At 58.8% G+C, this 18,423-nt stretch carries 18 protein-coding genes; 13 read left to right on the top strand and 5 right to left on the bottom strand.

The features are described from left to right. Positions 1-54: 54 nt before the first annotated feature. Complete coding sequence (locus tag ACFQZG_RS11060; RefSeq protein WP_378152332.1) at positions 55-609, bottom strand: YhcN/YlaJ family sporulation lipoprotein; 555 nt, start codon at positions 607-609, stop codon at positions 55-57. A gap of 201 nt (positions 610-810) precedes the next feature. Here ACFQZG_RS11060 and ACFQZG_RS11055 point away from each other — a divergent pair, with 201 nt between their 5' ends. Next, on the top strand, positions 811-2,142 hold the full coding sequence (locus tag ACFQZG_RS11055; protein ID WP_378152330.1) for a PhoH family protein: 1,332 nt from the start codon (positions 811-813) through the stop codon (positions 2,140-2,142). On the opposite strand, the gene ACFQZG_RS11050 is transcribed toward ACFQZG_RS11055, so the two are convergent. Both ACFQZG_RS11050 and ACFQZG_RS11045 read right to left on the bottom strand, forming a co-directional pair. Continuing rightward, entirely contained in the window at positions 2,139-2,642 is a 504-nt protein-coding gene (locus ACFQZG_RS11050; protein ID WP_378152328.1) for a hypothetical protein, read from the bottom strand. The two genes, ACFQZG_RS11055 and ACFQZG_RS11050, sit on opposite strands and share 4 nt — an antisense overlap. 89 nt (positions 2,643-2,731) lie before the next feature. Then, entirely contained in the window at positions 2,732-2,947 is a 216-nt protein-coding gene (locus tag ACFQZG_RS11045; RefSeq protein WP_378152326.1) for a hypothetical protein, read from the bottom strand. Here ACFQZG_RS11045 and ACFQZG_RS11040 point away from each other — a divergent pair. Beyond that, complete coding sequence (locus ACFQZG_RS11040; protein WP_378152324.1) at positions 2,928-4,127, top strand: extracellular solute-binding protein; 1,200 nt, start codon at positions 2,928-2,930, stop codon at positions 4,125-4,127. The genes ACFQZG_RS11045 and ACFQZG_RS11040 overlap by 20 nt on opposite strands. Here the strand turns inward: ACFQZG_RS11040 and ACFQZG_RS11035 are convergent. Then, positions 4,101-5,183: a hypothetical protein gene (locus tag ACFQZG_RS11035; RefSeq protein WP_378152322.1), complete on the bottom strand. Its 1,083-nt coding sequence runs from the start codon at positions 5,181-5,183 to the stop codon at positions 4,101-4,103. The genes ACFQZG_RS11040 and ACFQZG_RS11035 overlap by 27 nt on opposite strands. 81 nt (positions 5,184-5,264) lie before the next feature. Between ACFQZG_RS11035 and ACFQZG_RS11030 the strand changes: the two genes are divergently transcribed. Next, positions 5,265-6,428, top strand: coding sequence for a class I SAM-dependent methyltransferase (locus ACFQZG_RS11030; RefSeq protein ID WP_378152320.1), 1,164 nt, complete (start codon positions 5,265-5,267; stop codon positions 6,426-6,428). Between the two features lie 78 nt (positions 6,429-6,506). On the opposite strand, the gene ACFQZG_RS11025 is transcribed toward ACFQZG_RS11030, so the two are convergent. Then, a complete protein-coding gene (locus ACFQZG_RS11025) occupies positions 6,507-6,743 on the bottom strand; it encodes a DUF2626 domain-containing protein (RefSeq protein WP_378152318.1) in 237 nt (78 codons plus the stop codon). Positions 6,744-7,029: 286 nt separating this feature from the next. Here ACFQZG_RS11025 and ACFQZG_RS11020 point away from each other — a divergent pair, with 286 nt between their 5' ends. The 10 genes from ACFQZG_RS11020 to ACFQZG_RS10975 all read left to right on the top strand — a co-directional run bounded on the left by ACFQZG_RS11020 (position 7,030) and on the right by ACFQZG_RS10975 (position 18,354). Then, positions 7,030-7,674, top strand: coding sequence for an RsfA family transcriptional regulator (locus ACFQZG_RS11020; RefSeq protein WP_378152316.1), 645 nt, complete (start codon positions 7,030-7,032; stop codon positions 7,672-7,674). 94 nt (positions 7,675-7,768) lie between these two features. Beyond that, positions 7,769-8,755, top strand: a complete 987-nt coding sequence (locus ACFQZG_RS11015) for a 2-dehydropantoate 2-reductase (RefSeq protein WP_378152314.1) — start codon at positions 7,769-7,771, stop codon at positions 8,753-8,755. A 3-nt stretch (positions 8,756-8,758) separates the two neighbouring features. Beyond that, complete coding sequence (locus ACFQZG_RS11010; protein ID WP_378152312.1) at positions 8,759-9,163, top strand: DUF3397 domain-containing protein; 405 nt, start codon at positions 8,759-8,761, stop codon at positions 9,161-9,163. Positions 9,164-9,271: 108 nt separating this feature from the next. Continuing rightward, positions 9,272-10,927, top strand: a complete 1,656-nt coding sequence (gene bshC, locus ACFQZG_RS11005) for a bacillithiol biosynthesis cysteine-adding enzyme BshC (RefSeq protein WP_378152310.1) — start codon at positions 9,272-9,274, stop codon at positions 10,925-10,927. A 47-nt stretch (positions 10,928-10,974) separates the two neighbouring features. After that, a complete protein-coding gene (locus ACFQZG_RS11000; RefSeq protein WP_378152308.1) occupies positions 10,975-12,237 on the top strand; it encodes an adenosylhomocysteinase in 1,263 nt (420 codons plus the stop codon). A 476-nt stretch (positions 12,238-12,713) separates the two neighbouring features. Further along, the gene (locus tag ACFQZG_RS10995; protein WP_378152306.1) at positions 12,714-13,895 is read left to right on the top strand and encodes a DUF4349 domain-containing protein; all 1,182 of its coding nucleotides are present in this window, start codon (positions 12,714-12,716) and stop codon (positions 13,893-13,895) included. Between the two features lie 160 nt (positions 13,896-14,055). After that, positions 14,056-14,493 (top strand): division/cell wall cluster transcriptional repressor MraZ, encoded by a 438-nt coding sequence (mraZ, locus tag ACFQZG_RS10990; protein WP_378152573.1) that lies wholly within the window; start codon positions 14,056-14,058, stop codon positions 14,491-14,493. 77 nt (positions 14,494-14,570) lie between these two features. Continuing rightward, complete coding sequence (gene rsmH, locus ACFQZG_RS10985; protein WP_378152304.1) at positions 14,571-15,539, top strand: 16S rRNA (cytosine(1402)-N(4))-methyltransferase RsmH; 969 nt, start codon at positions 14,571-14,573, stop codon at positions 15,537-15,539. A 55-nt stretch (positions 15,540-15,594) separates the two neighbouring features. After that, positions 15,595-16,011, top strand: a complete 417-nt coding sequence (ftsL, locus tag ACFQZG_RS10980; RefSeq protein ID WP_378152301.1) for a cell division protein FtsL — start codon at positions 15,595-15,597, stop codon at positions 16,009-16,011. 30 nt (positions 16,012-16,041) lie between these two features. Continuing rightward, the gene (locus tag ACFQZG_RS10975; protein WP_378152299.1) at positions 16,042-18,354 is read left to right on the top strand and encodes a penicillin-binding transpeptidase domain-containing protein; all 2,313 of its coding nucleotides are present in this window, start codon (positions 16,042-16,044) and stop codon (positions 18,352-18,354) included. The last annotated feature ends 69 nt before the right edge of the window (positions 18,355-18,423 follow it).

The raw sequence follows: 18,423 nt of genomic DNA, 5'->3' as shown, positions 1-18,423 counted from the left end.
TTTTATTTCACTGGGCTTTCTGTCTGGATTGCGGGCTTGTCCGGTTTACCGCGGTTAATGCTTCAACTGATTCAAGTCGCCGGTGCCCATATTCTCCGGCGATTCCGGCGGGATGATGTTACGCGGAATTTGAGGCACGATGCGGCCCATGATATCCGCCATTTCTTCGGCGAAACCCGCGAGCGGTCTTCCGTTCTTCATGTCGGCCCGGATCTCGCGGAGCCGCTGCCGAATGTCCATGTCGGCCGTCACGACGGCATCGATGCCGTACGGGTCTTTGCGGAACGCTTCCGCGACGGCGTACTTGAGCGTTCCGACCTCGGACCGCTCCATGTTCTCCTCGACGTCGATGCCGACGATCGCGTAGCTTCCGAACACGACGCAGTTCGCGTCTTTGACGCCGTGAACTCCGCGGGCCAACTGCTCCAAGTGGGCGGCGACCTGCTTCGGATTGGCGTTCTTGATCTTCGTCTCCGTCCGGGTCGATTGGGCTTTGACTCCGCCGTCGTTAGACGCCGCACCGTCGTTATTCCCGCAGCCCGCGGCACCGACTGCCAAGCTTAACGTCAAGAGCAGCGTGCCGCAGGCGCTTCCTATATTGCGTTTCATCTTCGCTCTTCACCACCCTAGTCTGGAGGGATGCCCGTAGCCGGGTCGCGAACGTTGTCTTCGTTCGTTCGGCTGCCACAGGAATCGGTTGTTCGCTCTCGGTAGTGTTCCCCGTCACGCACGCACTATGTAACGATTCGGCACTCATGCGTTTACGACTGCAACGCGCAAGTTAAATCGCGGATTCGGGAGGGAATGCACTTGAGAAAAATTTACGTGCTCGATACGAACGTGCTGCTTCACGATCCTCTCTCCTTGTATGCCTTCGAAGACAACGAGGTCGTCATACCTTCCGTCGTGCTCGAGGAAATCGATTCGAAAAAACGGTTGGCGGACGAGATCGGAAGGAACGCCCGCAACATCTCGAGGGAGCTGGATCGCATGCGGGAGCTCGGGCAGTTGCACAACGGCGTGCCGCTCCGAAGCGGCGGATTGCTTAAAGTGGAGATGAATCATCGCCGATTCGTCAAGGTACAGGAATCGTTCGGGGAAATGACCAACGATAACCGGATACTCGCGGTGGCGTTGAATTACCATATGGAAGAACAAGAGAAGACCGACCCGAGGCCGGTCATTATCGTCAGCAAGGACGTGCTCGTCCGGGTGAAAGCGGACGTGCTCGGCATACCGGCGCAGGATTATTTGTCCGATCAAGTGGCGTCGGTATCGGATCAATATACCGGTCATGTTACGCTGCATGTCCACCCGTCGGTCATCGACGAATTCTACACGTTCAGAGTGCTTCATATTAGCCAGCTCGGACTCAAAGTCAGACTTCAGCCGAACGAATTCGTCATTCTGCGCGACGAGCTCGGAACGTCCAAGTCGGCGCTGCTCAAGGTGACGCCCGACGCTAAGCGGTTGGAGCCGCTCCATATGAGCAACGATCCCGTATGGGGCATTACGGCGCGCAACGCGCAGCAGAGAATGGCGCTCGAGCTGCTGCTGAACGACGACATTCCGCTCGTCTCGCTGACCGGCCGCGCGGGGACCGGGAAGACGCTATTGACGCTGGCGGCCGGACTCATGAAGGTCGAGGACGAGCACAAATTCAAGAAGCTGCTGATCGCGCGTCCGGTCGTGCCGATGGGCAAGGATATCGGGTATTTGCCGGGGGAGAAGGAAGAGAAGCTGCGGCCGTGGATGCAGCCGATCTACGACAATCTGGAGTTTCTGTTCGATACGAAGAAGTCCGGCGACCTCGACAAAATTCTGATGGGGCTCGGCAGCATACAGGTCGAGGCGCTGACGTACATTCGCGGGCGGTCGATTCCGGGCCAATTCATTATCATCGACGAGGCGCAGAACTTAAGCAAGCACGAGGTGAAGACGATCGTCTCCCGCGTCGGCGAGAACAGCAAGATCGTCCTGCTCGGCGATCCGGAGCAGATCGACCATCCGTATCTCGACTCGCAGAGCAACGGACTCACTTACCTCGTAGAACGGTTCAAGGAGGAAGGCATCAGCGGCCACGTGACGCTGGAGAAGGGCGAACGGTCGCGTCTGGCCCAGCTCGCCACGGAACGACTCTAATAACGCCATATCGCCGCACAACCGTAAGCGCGGGCGACGCGTTCGGCCAGATTGGCCAATTGGCGGTCGATCAGGTGCAGGGAGCCTTCCTCCGCGCGCAACGATCCGATTAGATGCTCTTCCAATTGCAGCAAAGCCGGGGCGGGTTCCGCTTCCGGCTTTGTCGCGTCTAAGGCGAACGAGGCCGTTAGGGAGACGTCGAAGAAGACGTTGCCTGCACTGGTTTCGATTGCGTAATCGCCGTACAGCGCTCCCGTCTCGAGGAGGGGCGTCGCTTCGCGCGGCAGTCGCAATAGCTCGCACCGCTCCGAATCGATTCCATGCCGTTTGAACGTCGCGATCGCGATATCCGCCGCTTCCCGCCGCTCGAATGCGAGCAGCTCGCCGTGCCGGTCGACGATAAGGGCGATCTCCCCGAGTTCGGCTAGCGCGGAGTCGATTGCGTTATCCGTAACGGACGGCGGCAGCAGCATATCTATTCCGTACAATCGATCGAGCATCGGGGTAACCTCCTCGTAATTAAGCGCTTACCGAAAATGCGAGACAGTAGGGCGGCATCCTGTTATCATTGAGGATACGAGCATACAAGTTAGCGATGAAAATGGGTGACGATCGTGGCGCGTCGAAAGATCGCCTTCGTATTAATCTTATTAGGCATGATGGTATTGATCTTGTCTCCGTGGTCGGATTCGCCCAGGCGGGAGGCGGCTCCCGTAATCGCCGTGCCCGAGCGCGAACCGGAGCCTTCGGAAGAGCCGCCGGAGGTCCGGCAGGAACCGGCGAGCTTGTCCGTAGCGGTTGCCATGGACGAGGCATCCTTCAAGCAGCTGGCCGATCAGAATATCGTCTTCCGCCAGCGCCATCGGGATATTACGGTAACGCTGACGCGAGTGGATCCGGACGATGCGTACCGTTATTTCGAGCGCGCGTCGGAGATGGAAGAAGCTGCCGACGTTATGCTGCTGAAGAGCGAGTGGGTGAACGAATTCGCCGCCTCGGGTTACTTGATGCCTGCGGAAGCCGCTTTCGCGGGGACGCCGTCCACGGAGCAGTTCGATGCGATCTCCGCGCAGGTGAAGTGGAACGATTATATGTGGGGCGTTCCGCTAGACATTGATCCCTACGTGTTCGTGTGGAACAAGAGATTGCTGCGCGACTGGCTTGGCGATGGCGTCCAACTGCCCCTTACGGTCGAGCAATGGGGAATGGCCGCGGCGCGCAGCGCCGAGACGAGCGGCTTGCCGTCTGCGGAACAAACGCCGCCGGGGCCGGGCGGCGCCGAGTCTCCGGTGTCCGCGGGCCGGGCAACATGGCTGTCGCTCGATCCGCGCGATCCTTATGCGCTGCTGGCCTGGCTGGAGAACTTCTCCGGCGAACGCACCGACGCGCTCTGGAAAGGCGGCGGCGAAACCTGGGAGGATACCCAGCTCGGCATTGCGATGAGCTTGCTCGATTCGCGGCGCGCGGGCGTGCAATTCGCCTCGTCGGAATCGGCGGAAGCGAAGCTGCTGAGCGGCGAGACTCTCGTCGCGGCGCTGCCGTATTCGGCTGCGGTCAGATTGCTCGAGAACGACGAAGCGGATAAGTTGCTGCTCCTGGACCGATCGTCTTGGAAGCTGCCCTACATATGGCCTCGCGGCACTTGCTACGTCGTCTCCGCGGACACGGACGTCGAGGAAGCGGCGTTCGCTTGGATCGCGGAGATGACGTCCGCACCCGTACAGATCAGCAACGAACAGCTGCTCGGGCGTCTGCCCGTGTACAGATCGATATACGATAACGATTCGCAGCTATCCAACCTGCTCCCTTCGCGGGCGGGACAGTCGTTCCCGAATCAAGCGTCGGCGGCGGGAGGTCCGCAGCTGCCCGCCAGATTGAAGCTGCTATCGAACCTGTGGGAGTCGTACGCGACTGGGCAGCGCACGCTCGACGATTGGAAGCTCGGCTGGAGCGAAGCGTTAGCCGAGCTTCAGGACGACGACTAGTTCGCCGTCTTCCATCGAGACGCTCTGCGCTTTGACGTATTTAATGAGCTTCTGCGGATAGAAGCCGAGGTCGAATTCCCGCTCGAGGTCGGCACGCGTCGTGTCGGGCAGCTCGAGTCCGTTGAAGACGAGCTTGTCGACGTGGAACAGAATCGCGTTCTCCGGCTCGTTAACGACTTCGTAACGCCCTTGAATCGTAACTTGGATATTGCCGTTATCTCCGTTCATCGTTAGCAACCCGTCGTCGAACGCGAAGGCGAAGTCGTCGAACCGGTCATCCCGAGAGCGGAGAAACTCGTTCAGCTGTCGATCGGTAATCGTAAGCTTAGGCTTCAATCCGTTCAACTGGAGCACGCCGGGCGTTTCCTTCGCCCATTCCGGCAGTCCCTGCATCGCCTTCGCGAGCGCTTTGAAGTGCTGCTTGACTTCGTACAAGCCGACGTTGTTCCAATACGCTTGAAGCTCATCCATGAGCCGCCTCAGCATCTGTTCGTCGCCGCTGGCGGCTAAGGCGTCATCGACTTCCTTCTTCAGCGAGGCGATGCGCGTTCGCTGCGCGACGAGCTGGGCGGAGACGGCGTCAAGGTCTTCCTTATTGCGCTTGAATTGGTCATAACCTTCCTGCAATTCTTCATATTGATCAGCGTAAGCGTTCATCGTCCGCTGGTCGGATTGGACGACGAGGTCCATCAGATCCCACATGCGGAACAAGTCCGGCAGCGACTTGGCGGACAGCAGCGAGCTGAGCCAGAAGTCTTTGTGTCCCATATAATAGGCTCGCAGCACGCGGCCGGCTTGTTCCCGCTCTACCGCGATCGACACTTCCTTCTGGGCGAGGAGTTCTCCCGCGCGGTCTATCGACGCTTGCGTCTCGGCTCTTAGCTTGGATATTCTATCGATCTCCCTGTCGATCTCCACGACCGACAAGCTCTTCTCGAGCAGCTTCCTCGTCTTGTCGTCCAGCGGCTCCGCGTTAACGGGGAGAAGCGCTTCGGCTCTTCCGATGAACAGAAGCAGCGCGATCGAGAAGAGAACAGCCCACTTTAGCCGTCTCATGGATCTCCTCCTTCAGGGCGGGGTCGTCTGAATCCTATTCATTATAATATGACATCTTCAATGGGGAAAGGTGGAAACGGTATGGATACGGAACGTGCCGCGACGCCGCTCTCCGCGATCGTCGAAGCGACGATTCGGAACAGCGGGCGAAGGGCATACGCGAATGGGCCGCATGAGGCGGAGTTGTCCGCGATCTCCTTTCACCATTATATGTCGCTCTGCCTCTATCATCCCGAATATGGTTATTATCGTTCCGGAGTCTCAAGAATCGGCAGGGACGGGGACTTCTATACGAGCGCGTACGTCGGGGACGCGATGGGCGAACAGCTAGCCGAGTCGATCGCGACAATGGCGAGCGACAGCTTCCCCGGAGACGGTCCGGTCGACGTCGTCGACTGGGGCGGCGGCACGGGCAAGCTCGGCGCTCAGATGCTGGAAGGATGGCGCAGCTTAGGGGAAGCGGGTAACCGGTTCACGTTGACGTTGATCGACGGGAATCCCGAGCACCGGCAGGAAGCGAGCAGAAGGCTGGCTCCCTACATCGCTGCCGGAAGCGCCCGCGTCGCGGCGGAGCTTCCGGAACCGCTGGCGGGACGGGCGACAAGACCGGTCATCGTGGTCGCGAACGAACTGCTCGACGCGTTCCCGGTGCATCGTATCGTCGTGAAGGACGGAGCCGTCAAGGAGTGGGGCGTGGCGTGGGACGACAACGCCGGCGCGCCGGCGTCATGCTTGCTCTCGGATAGCGACCGCGACTGGGCGGGATGGTTGTCCGAGCACGGGGTTACGTTGGCGGAGGGGCAGACGTTCGAGGTCGGCTTGGACGCGGCGGAATGGGTGCGGTCGCTTGCCGATCGGCTGCCCCGCGCGCTGCTCGTGCTGATCGATTACGGCGACGAGAGCGCGGAGCTGTCCGCGCCGCATCGCATGGAAGGGACGCTGCTCTGTTATGCCAAGCATCGCGCGCACGACGACCCGTATGCCGATCCGGGCGAGCAGGATATGACCGCGCACGTGAATTTCAGCCATATGCGGCAGGCGGCGGAGGCGGCCGGTTGGCGGCAGCGGTGGTACGGCACGCAGAAACGGTTTCTCGTCGAATCCGGTATAATGAACAAACTCAGCGAGCATAACATCGCGGATCCTTTTCACCCCGTCGCCAGGCGCAATCGCGCGATTCGGCAGCTGCTGCTGTCGGACGGGATGAGCGAGCTGTTCAAAGTGCAAATTTTCGAGAAACCATGACTCATACGGGCATAATAAAAACCGGGTATATCAGACATTCCGTCTGCGTATACCCGGTTTCGCTTGTTATCGTTGGAATTACACCGGCAGTCCCATTTCGAAGACGGACCAGTAGGTGAACCCGAGGAATGCGAGAACCATATATCCCCAGAACATCATGAGGTATGTCCGTTCGGAGAAGTTCAAGTATCCCAGCAGGAAGAAAGCGGCCGTCTGGAAGAAGAACAGCAACGACATCTCATACATGTCGCCCGCGAACGCCATCAGACCGATGACCAGCGTCCAGAAGCCAAGCACCCGAAACATACGTGCCACGAAGTATCCCCCTCTCTAACTACAGCATATTATACCTTTTGCCCAAAATCGTGTAAACCGTAACTCGTGACGAAATGGCAAACTTTTCGCGATACGGTGTAGCATTGCCCGGCGCCGGAGCGAATATGCGACTTGAGTTCGACCTTCGCCCGGCTTCTCAGGTATAGTGATTCGAAAAATGGATATACATAGAAGTATCCGATAGATTCTATGAATTGTTAGGCGGGCATAGAAATGAACAAAGGCCCCGAATATACGGAACTCAATCAAGGAGGGATAAGCTCCCATGACGGCGATTAGACAAGACGCATGGAGTCCGGACGACGATCTGATATTGGCGGAGGTCACCTTGCGGCACATTCGCGAGGGCAGCACGCAGCTCGCTGCTTTCGAAGAAGTCGGGCAACGCATCGCCCGTACTTCGGCCGCGTGCGGTTTCCGCTGGAATAGCTGCGTCCGCAAAAGATACGACGACGCGATCGGTATGGCGAAGCAGCAAAGGCAGAAGCGCAACTATCTGAAAAAACAAGGCATTACGACGATTTCCGGTTCCGACAGAATCGCGGTCGAAGAAATCGATTCCGGCAAAACGGATTTGCTGTCCGCGGAATCGATGTCTTTGGAAGCGATTATACGCTACTTGCGTCAATGGAAGGGCACCGTGCAAGAGATGAGCAGGCAAATTCGTCAGCTAGAGAAAGAAGTCAAAGACAAAGAAGACCGCCTGAGCGAATTCAGAGAGCAGAACGATCGGCTGTCCAAGGAAGTTAACGAGGTGCAGACCGATTACCGGGTCGTGAACGACGACTACAAAGCGCTCATTCGTATTATGGATCGGGCTCGCAGGCTTGCTTTTCTGACGGAAGAAGTAGACGAGGATCGCACGAGATTCAAGATGGACGCGAACGGCAATCTCGAGAGAATCGAATAGGAAGCGTTCGTTACCGGCCCGCGGGGACTATCCTCGCGGGCTTCGCTTTGGTATCGTAAGCTCATACGGGACGAATGCGGAGAGGAAGTTGGCAATGACTGCGTACACGATCATCGGCGGCGGCTCGCTCGGCTTGCTGTTGGCGGGAAGGCTGGCGGAAGCGGGTTATGACGTCGTCGTCGTGACGAGAACCGCCGAGCAAGCGGAGCTATTGTCGATCAACGGCGTTACGATCGAGGAGGGAACGATGGAGGGGCAAGGCGCCCTCACGGTACCGGTTCGCGCCGTCGCGATGGGAGATGCTGCGGCGGAAACGGGCGGGCCGGTGCTGCTTGCGGTGAAGCAGACGGCGTTAACCGATACATTCCTGGCCGATCTCGCCAGCATCATTCCGATCGGGGGTATCGCGGCGCTGTTCCAGAACGGCGTCGGCCATCCGGAACGGCTCGCGGAGGCATTGCCCGGCCGCATGCTGCTGCAGGCCGTTACGACGGAAGGCGCGCTGCGCGTCTGCCCCGCGACGGTTAGACATACGGGCAAAGGCGATATCCGAATCGGGGAATGGGGCTTAAGTCACGATGAGGCCAGCGGCCTTGACGGCGTAAATAGTCGGGAAGACGCTTTGACAATGCGGAACCTTTTGATTCGATCGCTGAAAGATGCAGGATTTAACGCGATATTGTCGAACAAGTTGGAAGAGGCCGTATGGCGCAAGCTGCTGATCAATGCCGTCATCAATCCGCTGACCGCGCTGCTGCGCGTGCGGAACGGAGAGTTGACCGCCACGCAAGATCGGCTGGCGCTCATGCGGGCGTTGTTCGACGAGACGCACGAGATTTTGCGGGCGCAAGGATTGACGGAGCACTCCGAAGCGATGTGGCTTGCGGTGCTCGCCGTCTGCGACAAGACGAAGGGCAACGAATCTTCCATGCTGCAGGACGTGAAGGCGGGAAGAGAGACGGAGATCGACGCGATCAACGGGGCGATCGGCCGGATGGCCGCGGGCCAAGGGCGCCAAGCGCCTTGGAACGAATCCGTCGCCGCGCTCGTGAAAGCTACTTATTATTTTAAGGGAGATTAATTCATGGGTACGATCTTTGAAGCGCTCAAGCATGCGTACGCGACGATCGCATTGGTGCCGATCATCCCGTTTCTTATCGTATATTTCGTCATCTCCGCCAGGGGGGGAGACCGCAAGCAGGCGATTCGCACGGCGATGGACGTGACGACGGTATTCTTGATCGGCATCGTCGCCGCGCTGATCAACGACCGGTTCGGCACGACGTTCGGCTTATATTTGCTCATCCTGCTCATGTTGATCGGCGGAGGACTGATCGGGAACGCGCAGAATCGCGCCCGCGGGAAGGTAGATACGTCCAAGCTGATTCGGGCTGTATGGCGTTTATCTTTCTTCGGAATGTCCGTTCTTTATATCATTCTTATGTTCGTTCAAATTCTCGTCGCGATCGGCAAAGCCGTACAAGCCTAATTCTCCGAGCCTTCCTTCGCGGGAGGGCTCTTTTCTTTTGACGCAGGACCCGGGTGTGTGTACAATCAAACTGTGATTAGAAATCGACAGATCGGGGGAACGTTCCCTTTGAATATTGCACCTTTAGCGGAATGTAACGACAAGACGATAGCGGAACGCTTCCGTCAAGGCTGTCCGGAGGCGACCGAGTTGTTCGGGCTTCATCCTTCGGAAGAAGATCATTGGCGCCGCAGGGCGTCTACGCTGGACGCGACCGCCGATCGCCGGGCAAGCATGGCCGGCGTAGCCGAAGCGATCCGAAGCTATCAAGCGGAGCTGCCGGCGCACGCGGAGGCGGCGCGATCGGTAGCGAAGTTGGCGAGCGGCGAAGCGCTAGTCGTCGTCGGCGGCCAACAAGCCGGACTGTACGGCGGCGCGCTGCTCATCTTCTATAAGGCGCTGACCGTCGTGCAGACGGCGCGTTACGCCGAGAAGCTGCTCGGCCGTCCCGTCGTGCCGGTATTCTGGATCGCGGGCGAAGACCATGATTACGACGAAGCGAACCACGTCAACATTCAGGCGGCGGACGGAGGCGTCCGAAGGCTCCGGATCGATCGTCCCGACGGTCCGCGGCTCGCGGTCAGCCGTACGTCGCTAACGGCCGCGGATTGGCAGGCGTCGCTGCTGGAGTTGGCGGCTCAGTTGCCCGATACCGAGCACAAGCCGGAGCTGCTGGCCAAGCTGCAAAGCTACGTCTCCGACGCGCCTACGCTTAGTCTTGCATTCGCGAGACTGCTAGCCGACTGGTTCGGCGGACAAGGGCTGTTGCTGCTCGACGCGGACGATCCGGCGCTCCGGGCGCTGGAAGGCCCGATGTTCCGGCGCTTGGTCGAGCGGAACGACGAGCTGGAGCTGGCTCTCAAAACCGGCGAGAAGCGAGTCGGCGACCGCGGCTTCCCGCTGCAGGCGGAAATCGCGGAATACAGCGCCAATCTGTTCCTTCATCATGAGCAAGGCCGTCTGCTGCTGCATAAGGATGGTGGAAGGTTCGTCGACCGCCGGGGCAACGTCGCTTACGGGGCGGAAGAGCTGCTCGCCCTGACGGACAGCGCGCCAGAATTGCTCAGCACGAACGCGCTCACGCGCCCGCTCATGCAAGATTACTTGCTGCCGGTGCTCGGGGCCGTGCTCGGTCCTTCCGAGCTCGCCTATTGGGGCATACTCGGTCCGGCGTTCGAATCGTTCGGGATGTCGATGCCCCTGCTGGTTCCTCGTCAATCGTTCACCTACTTGCCTCATAACATCGGCAAGCTTATGGATAAATACGAGCTTTCGATCGAAGCCGTATTGCATGAATGGGCGGACAGGAAGGCGCAGTGGCTGAGCCGGCAAGACCGCTGGAACGTAGAAGAGAAGTTCCAGCAGGCGCGCGAGCAATTCGAGCGCTTGTACGCGCCGGTCATGGATACGGTCGGCTCGTTGCAGCCGGGACTTGCCAAGCTCGCGGAGAGCAACCGGGACAAAATCATCGAGCAGATGTCCTACCTGGAATCCCGCTCGCTCGACGCGATCGCGAAGCAGAACGAAGCCGCGCTGCGCCAATGGGACCGTATCCAGCTCGCGCTTACGCCGCTCGGCAAACCGCAGGAGAGAGTATACGGTACGATCCATTACTGGAACCGGTACGGACCTGCCTGGTTAACGCAGTGGTTGAACGTTCCTTACGAAGTAACGGGCGGTCAGCGGCTCGTCGAGAGCTTGGTTCCCGTGAAAGAGCAAGTATAATCATAATCGCAAGCAAGACGAATCGAACAGGTGGAGGCATTTTACTTATGACAGCTGCAACGAACAGCATCGTGCGCGACAGAGCTTTGGCGCCGGAAGGCAAACTCAAGATCGACTGGGCACAGGCGCATATGCCCGTATTGAACCGCATCCGCGAGCAATTCGAACGCGATCAGCCGTTCAAAGGGTTGCGGGTAGCGATCTCCCTGCACTTGGAGGCGAAGACGGCGTACTTGGCGAAAGTCGTGCAAGCCGGCGGCGCCGAAGTCGTCATTACGGGCAGCAATCCGCTGTCCACGCAGGACGACGTCTGCGCGGCGCTCGTCGAAGACGGCATTACCGTATTCGCCAAATATAATCCGGACCCCGTGGAATACAAAGACTTGATGGTGAAGACGCTCGAGACGAAGCCGGACCTCATTATCGACGACGGCGGCGATCTCGTCGGCATTCTGCACGCGGAGCGCCAAGACCTGCTCGAGAAGGTGCGCGGCGGCGCGGAAGAGACGACGACCGGCATCCTTCGTCTGAAGGCGATGGAGAAGGACGGATCGCTGAAGTTCCCGATGGTCGCGGTCAACGACGCGTATTGCAAGTACTTGTTCGACAACCGTTACGGCACGGGGCAGTCGGTATGGGACGGCATTAACCGGACGACGAACCTCGTCGTCGCGGGCAAGACGGTCGTCGTGAACGGCTACGGCTGGTGCGGCAAAGGCGTCGCGATGCGCGCCAAGGGTCTCGGCGCGCACGTCGTCGTCACCGAAGTGGACGCGATTCGCGCCGTCGAGGCGTATATGGACGGCTTCACGGTGCTGTCGATGGAAGAAGCGGCGAAGGTCGGCGAGTTCTTCGTGACGGTAACCGGCAACAAGGACGTCATCCGCGGCGAGCATATCGCCAACATGAAGGACGGAGCGATTCTGTCCAACGCGGGACACTTCGACGTCGAGGTGAACTTGGTCGAGCTGGCTGCGATGTCCGTTAGCAAGCGCATCGTTCGCCGCAACATCGAGGAATACCAGCTGAAGGATGGACGCCGCATCTACGTGCTGGCGGAAGGACGCCTCGTTAACCTGGCTGCGGGCGACGGACACCCGGCGGAGATCATGGACATGACGTTCGCGCTTCAAGCGTTGTCTCTTCGCTACGTGAACGAGAACTACGAGCAGATCGGCAGCCAAGTCGTCAACGTGCCTTACGAGCTCGACGAGCAAGTGGCTCGCACGAAGCTCGAATCGCTCGGCATCAAGATCGACGCGTTGTCCGCCGAACAGAAGGCTTATCTGGAGAGCTGGACGGCTCACTAATACGGTTAACTCGAGAATCCCGCGCGCGCTCGTCGCGCCGCGGGATTTTTTTTGCGTTCACGCAGGGGTGGCGGTCGGGGGTGGCTGATTCGCGGGTTCGAAGCTCCTTTGTGCCGATATCCCCTTCGCTCAGACGCTTCGAGCGCTTGCGATTCCTGAGCGAGAGGGATACCGACGCAAAGGAGAAAAACGTGGGATGCACCGAGCCTGAGCGAGAGGGATACTGGCACAAAGGAGAGAGACGGGAGATGCACCGAGCCTGAGCGAGAGGGATACTGGCATAAAGGAAAAAACAGGGGACGCATCGAACCTGAGCGAGAGGGATACCGGCTAAAAGTCTCTAACGAGGCATGCCCGAATATCCTTGAACGACGGATACCGACGATAAGAACATTTTCTAACGTTGGCGATTCCTGGAAACCTTTCCTTCAAAACCTTCGTCTATGGGAATAGAAACCATATAAGGGGAGATCGAGATGAAGGGGTTAGGGTCTGGCAAGCTGAGAAGGATACTGGGAATCGTCTTGGCCGTCGTGCTCGCGCTTACATTGGCAGCCTGCTCGTCGAGCAGCGACGACGATAGCGACGCGGCACCGCAAGCCAATGAGCAAGCGGTCATGAACGCACCCGCTGAAGAGATGAGCGCCGTCGATCAGTACGGAGAAGCGGATGGCGAGAGCGGGGCGGTCGCTTCTTCGATAGCGTCGGTTGCGCCGGCAGCCGGAAGCGAAGAGCCGCAACCCACTCGCGGAGAACAAACGGGATCGCAGAGCATCGGGGGCGGCATCGGACCAATCGCGAACGCGGATGCCGGCTACGGTCGTAAAGTGATCTATCAGGCGAATCTGGTCATGAAAGTAGAGAACTTCACGACCGCGGAAGAGCAGTTGTCGAACCTCATCCATATGACGCCAGGGGCGTACACGCTGGAGTTCGCCGACAGCCGCAACCCCGACGAGAAAGGCGCCACCTACGTGGTCAAGGTGCCATCGGGCGGCTTCTCTTCGTTCCTCGACGGATTGAAGGAGATTAAGACGGTTCACCTCGAGCGCAACGTGCAAGGCAACGACGTGACCGAGGAATACGTCGATCTCGACGCTCGGCTTAAGGCGAAGACGACGGTCGAGACGAGATTGCTCGGCTTCATGGACAAGGCGACGAAGACGGACGATCTCGTCCGGTTCTCCAATGAGCTGGCCCGCGTGCAGGAGGAGATCGAGCAGATCAAAGGCCGGATCCGGTACCTTGACCAGAACGTCGCGTTCTCCACCGTCAGCGTTCGCCTCTACGAAGCTGCCGCCGAGACGCTCAAAGCAGAGACGGAAGAAGAGGATCAAGATTTCGGAGATCGCATCTACGACGCTCTGTCGGGCAGCGCGAAGGTGCTCAGGCAATTCGGGGAAGGCTTGCTGGTCGTGCTCGCTGCGCTTCTTCCCGTGCTGCTCGTCGCGTCGGTTATCGGAATCCCGACATACGTCATCGTCAGAAGACGCCATGCGGCACGGCAGGCGAGGGCGGAGGCGCGAAGGAAGGAGATCGCCGCGCACAATCTGAATGTTGCTCCCGCAAAAGATCGGATCGCGGACGGCGCGAATCCGGACGATACCGGCGACGAAACGGCTTCCGACACGAGTCCGGACGATCGGACGGAGCGGTGAAGCAACTTGCCGACTGAATAGGGAAACGCTCGATTAATTGCCTAAAATATTTTTTTAAAATCCTGCCTATGAAGCAGGATTTTTATTTTATGACGCGAATTATCATCATAAGTGGTTTAAAGTGGTGGAAAGTGGTGAAGTATGGGGGTGCATGACGCGGATGTTTCTAGGCGAATTTCAGCATAGCATCGACGATAAGGGACGCATCATCATCCCTGCGAAATTCCGCGAAGCTCTCGGAACCGACTTCATCATCACCCGCGGCTTGGACAATTGCTTGTTCGTCTATCCCCGCAAGGAATGGAACGCGCTCGAAGACCGGATGAAGGCGTTGCCTTCGATGGCCGCCAACGCGCGCGCCTTCTCCCGATTGCTGTTCTCCGGCGCGTCGGAATGCGAGTGGGACAAACAGGGAAGGGTAAACGTGCCGAACCACCTGAGGGATTACGCCAAGCTGGACAAGGAATGCACCGTCATCGGGGTATCCAGCCGGGTCGAGATCTGGGATAAAGCGACATGGGAGCAATATTCCAAAGCGTCCGAGGATTCCTTCAACGAAATCGCGGAGAAGCTCGTGGACTTCGATTTCAACTTCTGATTCGCTAACAACACCTAATACATACAGACTCACGCAGAGAGACGGGCCCGACTTCAGGGTGCCGGGGGGCAGGGAATATGTTTCACCACGTAACGGTATTGAAAGAGGAATCGGTCAAAGGCTTGCATATACGTCCGGACGGCATATACGTCGATTGTACTTTGGGCGGAGCGGGACATAGCGAGTTAATCGCCAGCCAGCTCGGGCCGCAAGGAAGATTGATCGCGTTCGATCAGGACGAGACGGCGTTAGCCAACGCGCGAATCAGGCTCGCTTCCTATGGACAAGTCGTAACGCTGGTGAGGAGCAACTTCCGCTACCTCAAGCAGGCGCTTCGCGAAGTCGGCGTTCCCGAGCATGACGGCAGTCCGCAAGTCGACGGCATCCTGTTCGACCTTGGCGTATCGAGCCCGCAGCTGGACGAAGCCGACCGCGGCTTCAGCTACAACCATGACGCGGAGCTCGATATGCGCATGGACCAGGACGAGACGCTGACGGCGAAGACGATCGTCAACGAATGGGACGAGCGGGAGATCGCCGACATCCTGCGGGATTACGGCGAGGAGAAGTTCGCCCGCAAGATCGCGGCGAACATCGTCAAGGCAAGGGCGAAGGCGCCGATCGAGAAGACCGGCGAACTGGCCGAGTTGATCAAGGAGTCGATTCCGGCGGCGACGCGACGTACGGGAGGCCATCCGGCCAAACGCTCGTTCCAAGCGCTTCGCATCGCGGTCAACGACGAGCTCGGCGCGTTCCAGGACGCGCTCGACCAAGCGATCGATTGCTTGAAGCCGGGCGGAAGAGTGGCGGTCATCACGTTCCACTCGCTCGAAGACCGGATTTGCAAGCATACGCTTGCGAAGGAAGTCGCCAGCTGCAGCTGCCCGCCTGATTTTCCGGTGTGCGTATGCGGCGGGGGAGACGGACGGTTGCGGTTGACGCCGCGCAAGCCGATCCTGCCTACGGAGGCCGAGCTGGAAGCGAATCCTCGCGCCAGGTCCTCTAAGCTAAGAATCGCAGAGAAACTCGAACAATCGGGTTCTTAATAAACAGCCAATGCACGAGAATCGCAAGATTCCAAGAAGGGGGAGCAAGACATCGATGCAATACTATGGTAACCTCGCGATAAAGCCGGAGCGCGCCCCGGAGCAGCAACAGACGCCCGCGCGCAAGCAAGCGCCCGCGCAGCAACCGAGCAAATCCGTCCGTCGCCGGACGATTCCGATCGGAGAGAAGCTGTTATACTTGTTCACGGTTGCCGTCGTGGTGCTCGTGGCCTGCTTCATCATCTACCGTTACGCGCAAATCTATCAAATGAACGGGCAAATTCAAGAGACGAGCAATCAATACAACCAGACGACCGAGCAAATGAAAGAGCTTCAGAGAGAAATCGAACGGTTGAGCGATCCGAAGCGGATCAGAGACAAGGCGATGAACGAATACGGCATGGTTCCGGTCGAGAGCCGCGGCATTACCGTGACGTCCCAAGACGGTCGCGCCGTGGCCATGAAGCCGTAGCGCGGACCGGGAAACGAAGAGGTAAGGCGTATGACGAGAAGAATAAAGCTGAGAACGCTGCTGATGGGAGGGTTATTCACCCTCCTTTTTGTCGGTTTAATCTTTAGATTGTTCTGGGTGCAGGTCGTGCAGGCCGAATTCTGGTCGGAGCAGGCGATGAACACGTGGATTACGAGCGATACGATCCGGCAGGAGCGGGGCATGCTGCTCGACCGGGACGGCAAAGTGCTCGCGGCCGATGCCGCGGCCTATACGATCGCCGTCGGTCCGAAGCGGATCGCGGAGTTGGAGGAGAAGCATCCCGAATGGAAGCTGACCGATAAGTTAGTCGCAAAGCTTCACGAGGTGCTCGGCACGAGCGAAAGCAGCCTGCGGTCGGCGGTTGCTTCCAAGAAAGACGACGGTACGTTCCGCGATCAGCGCGAGGTCAGGCCGGACGGCTGGAAGGTCGACAAGGCGGTCAAGGATGAATTGAGCGCTTTCCGGGACGAGCTTCGCAAGGAGACGGATACGAACAACATCGGACTTTATTTCATGGAAGATACGAAGCGCTACTATCCGAACGGCTCGCTTGCCTCTCATATTCTCGGTTACGAGAACAAGGAAGGCGAAGCCGTCATCGGCATGGAGAAGGAATTGAACGACTTGCTCATGGGCGAGCCGGGCTTCATCAAGTACCAGAAAGACAACACGGGTACCCAATTGCCTAATGGGCAGCTTGAGTACAGGCAGGCGATCGACGGCAGCGATGTCGCGCTGACGATCGATCGGGACATCCAATTCTACATCGAAGAAGCGCTGCGCAAGGCATACGAGCAGTACAAGCCGATCAGCATCACGGCGATCGCCGCGGATCCGAACACGATGGAAATTCTCGGCATGTCGAGCATGCCCGACTTCAACCCGAATGCATACTGGGAGAAGTCGAAGGACCAAGCGGCGTTCCGCGATAACGCGATCCAGTCGCTGTACGAGCCGGGATCCACGTTCAAGATCTTGACGCTCGCCGCCGCTGTGCAGGAAGGCTTGTTCGATCCGAACGAGATGTATATGTCGGGTTCGATCAAGTACACGGACAAAGACCGGCCGATTCGCGACCACAACTGGACCGGTTGGGGCGAAATTTCGATGCTCGACGGCCTCAAGCACTCGAGCAACGTCGCGTTCGTCAAGCTCGGTTACGAGAAGCTGGGCAAGACGAAGCTCGTCAATTACATTAACGCCTTCGGCTTCGGCCAGAAGACCGGCATCGAGCTGCCTAACGAAGTATCCCGCTCGTTCAGCCTGGACTACCCTTCCGAGGTGGCGACCGCCGCCTTCGGGCAAGGCAAGGTTCTCGTGACGCCGATCCAGCAGGTTGCGGCGGTCGCTGCGGTCGCCAACGGCGGCAAGCTGTTGAAGCCGCACGTCGTGAAGTCGATTACCGATCCGGCGACAGGCGATAAGATCGTTACCGAGCCGGAGCTGATCCGTCAGGTCATCTCCGAACAGACGTCGCGCAAAGTCGGCGAGTACTTGGAGCAGGTCGTCAGCGACCAGGACATCGGTACGGGCAAGAAGGCCTATATTCCGGGGTACAAGATCGCGGGCAAGACAGGTACGGCGCAAAAGGTAAGCAAAGGCGAGGAGACCGACCCGAACGGCACCGGCTACGCCAAAGACCGTTACGTCGTCTCGTTCATCGGCTACGCGCCGGTCGAAGCGCCGAAGATCGTGCTCTACGTCATCATGGACGAACCGCAAGCGGAGAACGTCGGCGGCGGCTCGCTCGTGGCCCCGATCTTCAAGGAGATCATGAAACAATCGCTCGAGCATCTCGGCGTCAAGCCGAATTTGCCGAAGGCGGAGGCGAAGGCTAGCGTCGACCCCGGCTTGACGAAGACCGAAGGCGAAGTGACCTCGACGGTGCCGGATGTCGTGGGCATGACCGTCACGCAGGCGCAATCGGCGCTCAAAGCGAAGAAATTCCCGGTCGGGGTGCTCGGCAAAGGGACGAAGGTGCTGCAGCAGCTGCCGAAGGCCAGCAGCGTCATGCAGCCATCTCAGCGCATCTATTTGCTGACGGACACGCACCAAGGGAACGTGCCGGACTTGAAGGGTCTGTCTTTGCGAGACGCGGTCGAGATGTGCAAACTGCTGCAGGTGCCGTTCAACGTCGAAGGCGAAGGCTACGTCGAGAGCCAGAAGGCGGTCAAGATCGGCAGCGTCTGGACGCTGCAACTGAAGCTCTCGCCGGCGGGAGAACCGGAAGCGGATCCGGGAGGCGGAGTTTCGCAAGACGCCGAGGAAACACAAGATACAGCCGATAAGAAAGCCGATTCGAACGCGCGGGACGGGGAGTAGACCTCGTTCGGCCATGGAGGGCTTGTTCTAACCCCCCTCGTCCAAGAATAGTCTGGAACTATGCGCAAG

Source organism: Cohnella sp. GCM10027633 (genome assembly GCF_042675445.1).
Classification (GTDB): domain Bacteria; phylum Bacillota; class Bacilli; order Paenibacillales; family Paenibacillaceae; genus Cohnella.
Note: the sequence above shows the minus strand (reverse complement) of the source record. Positions and strands in the feature narration are given on the sequence as shown.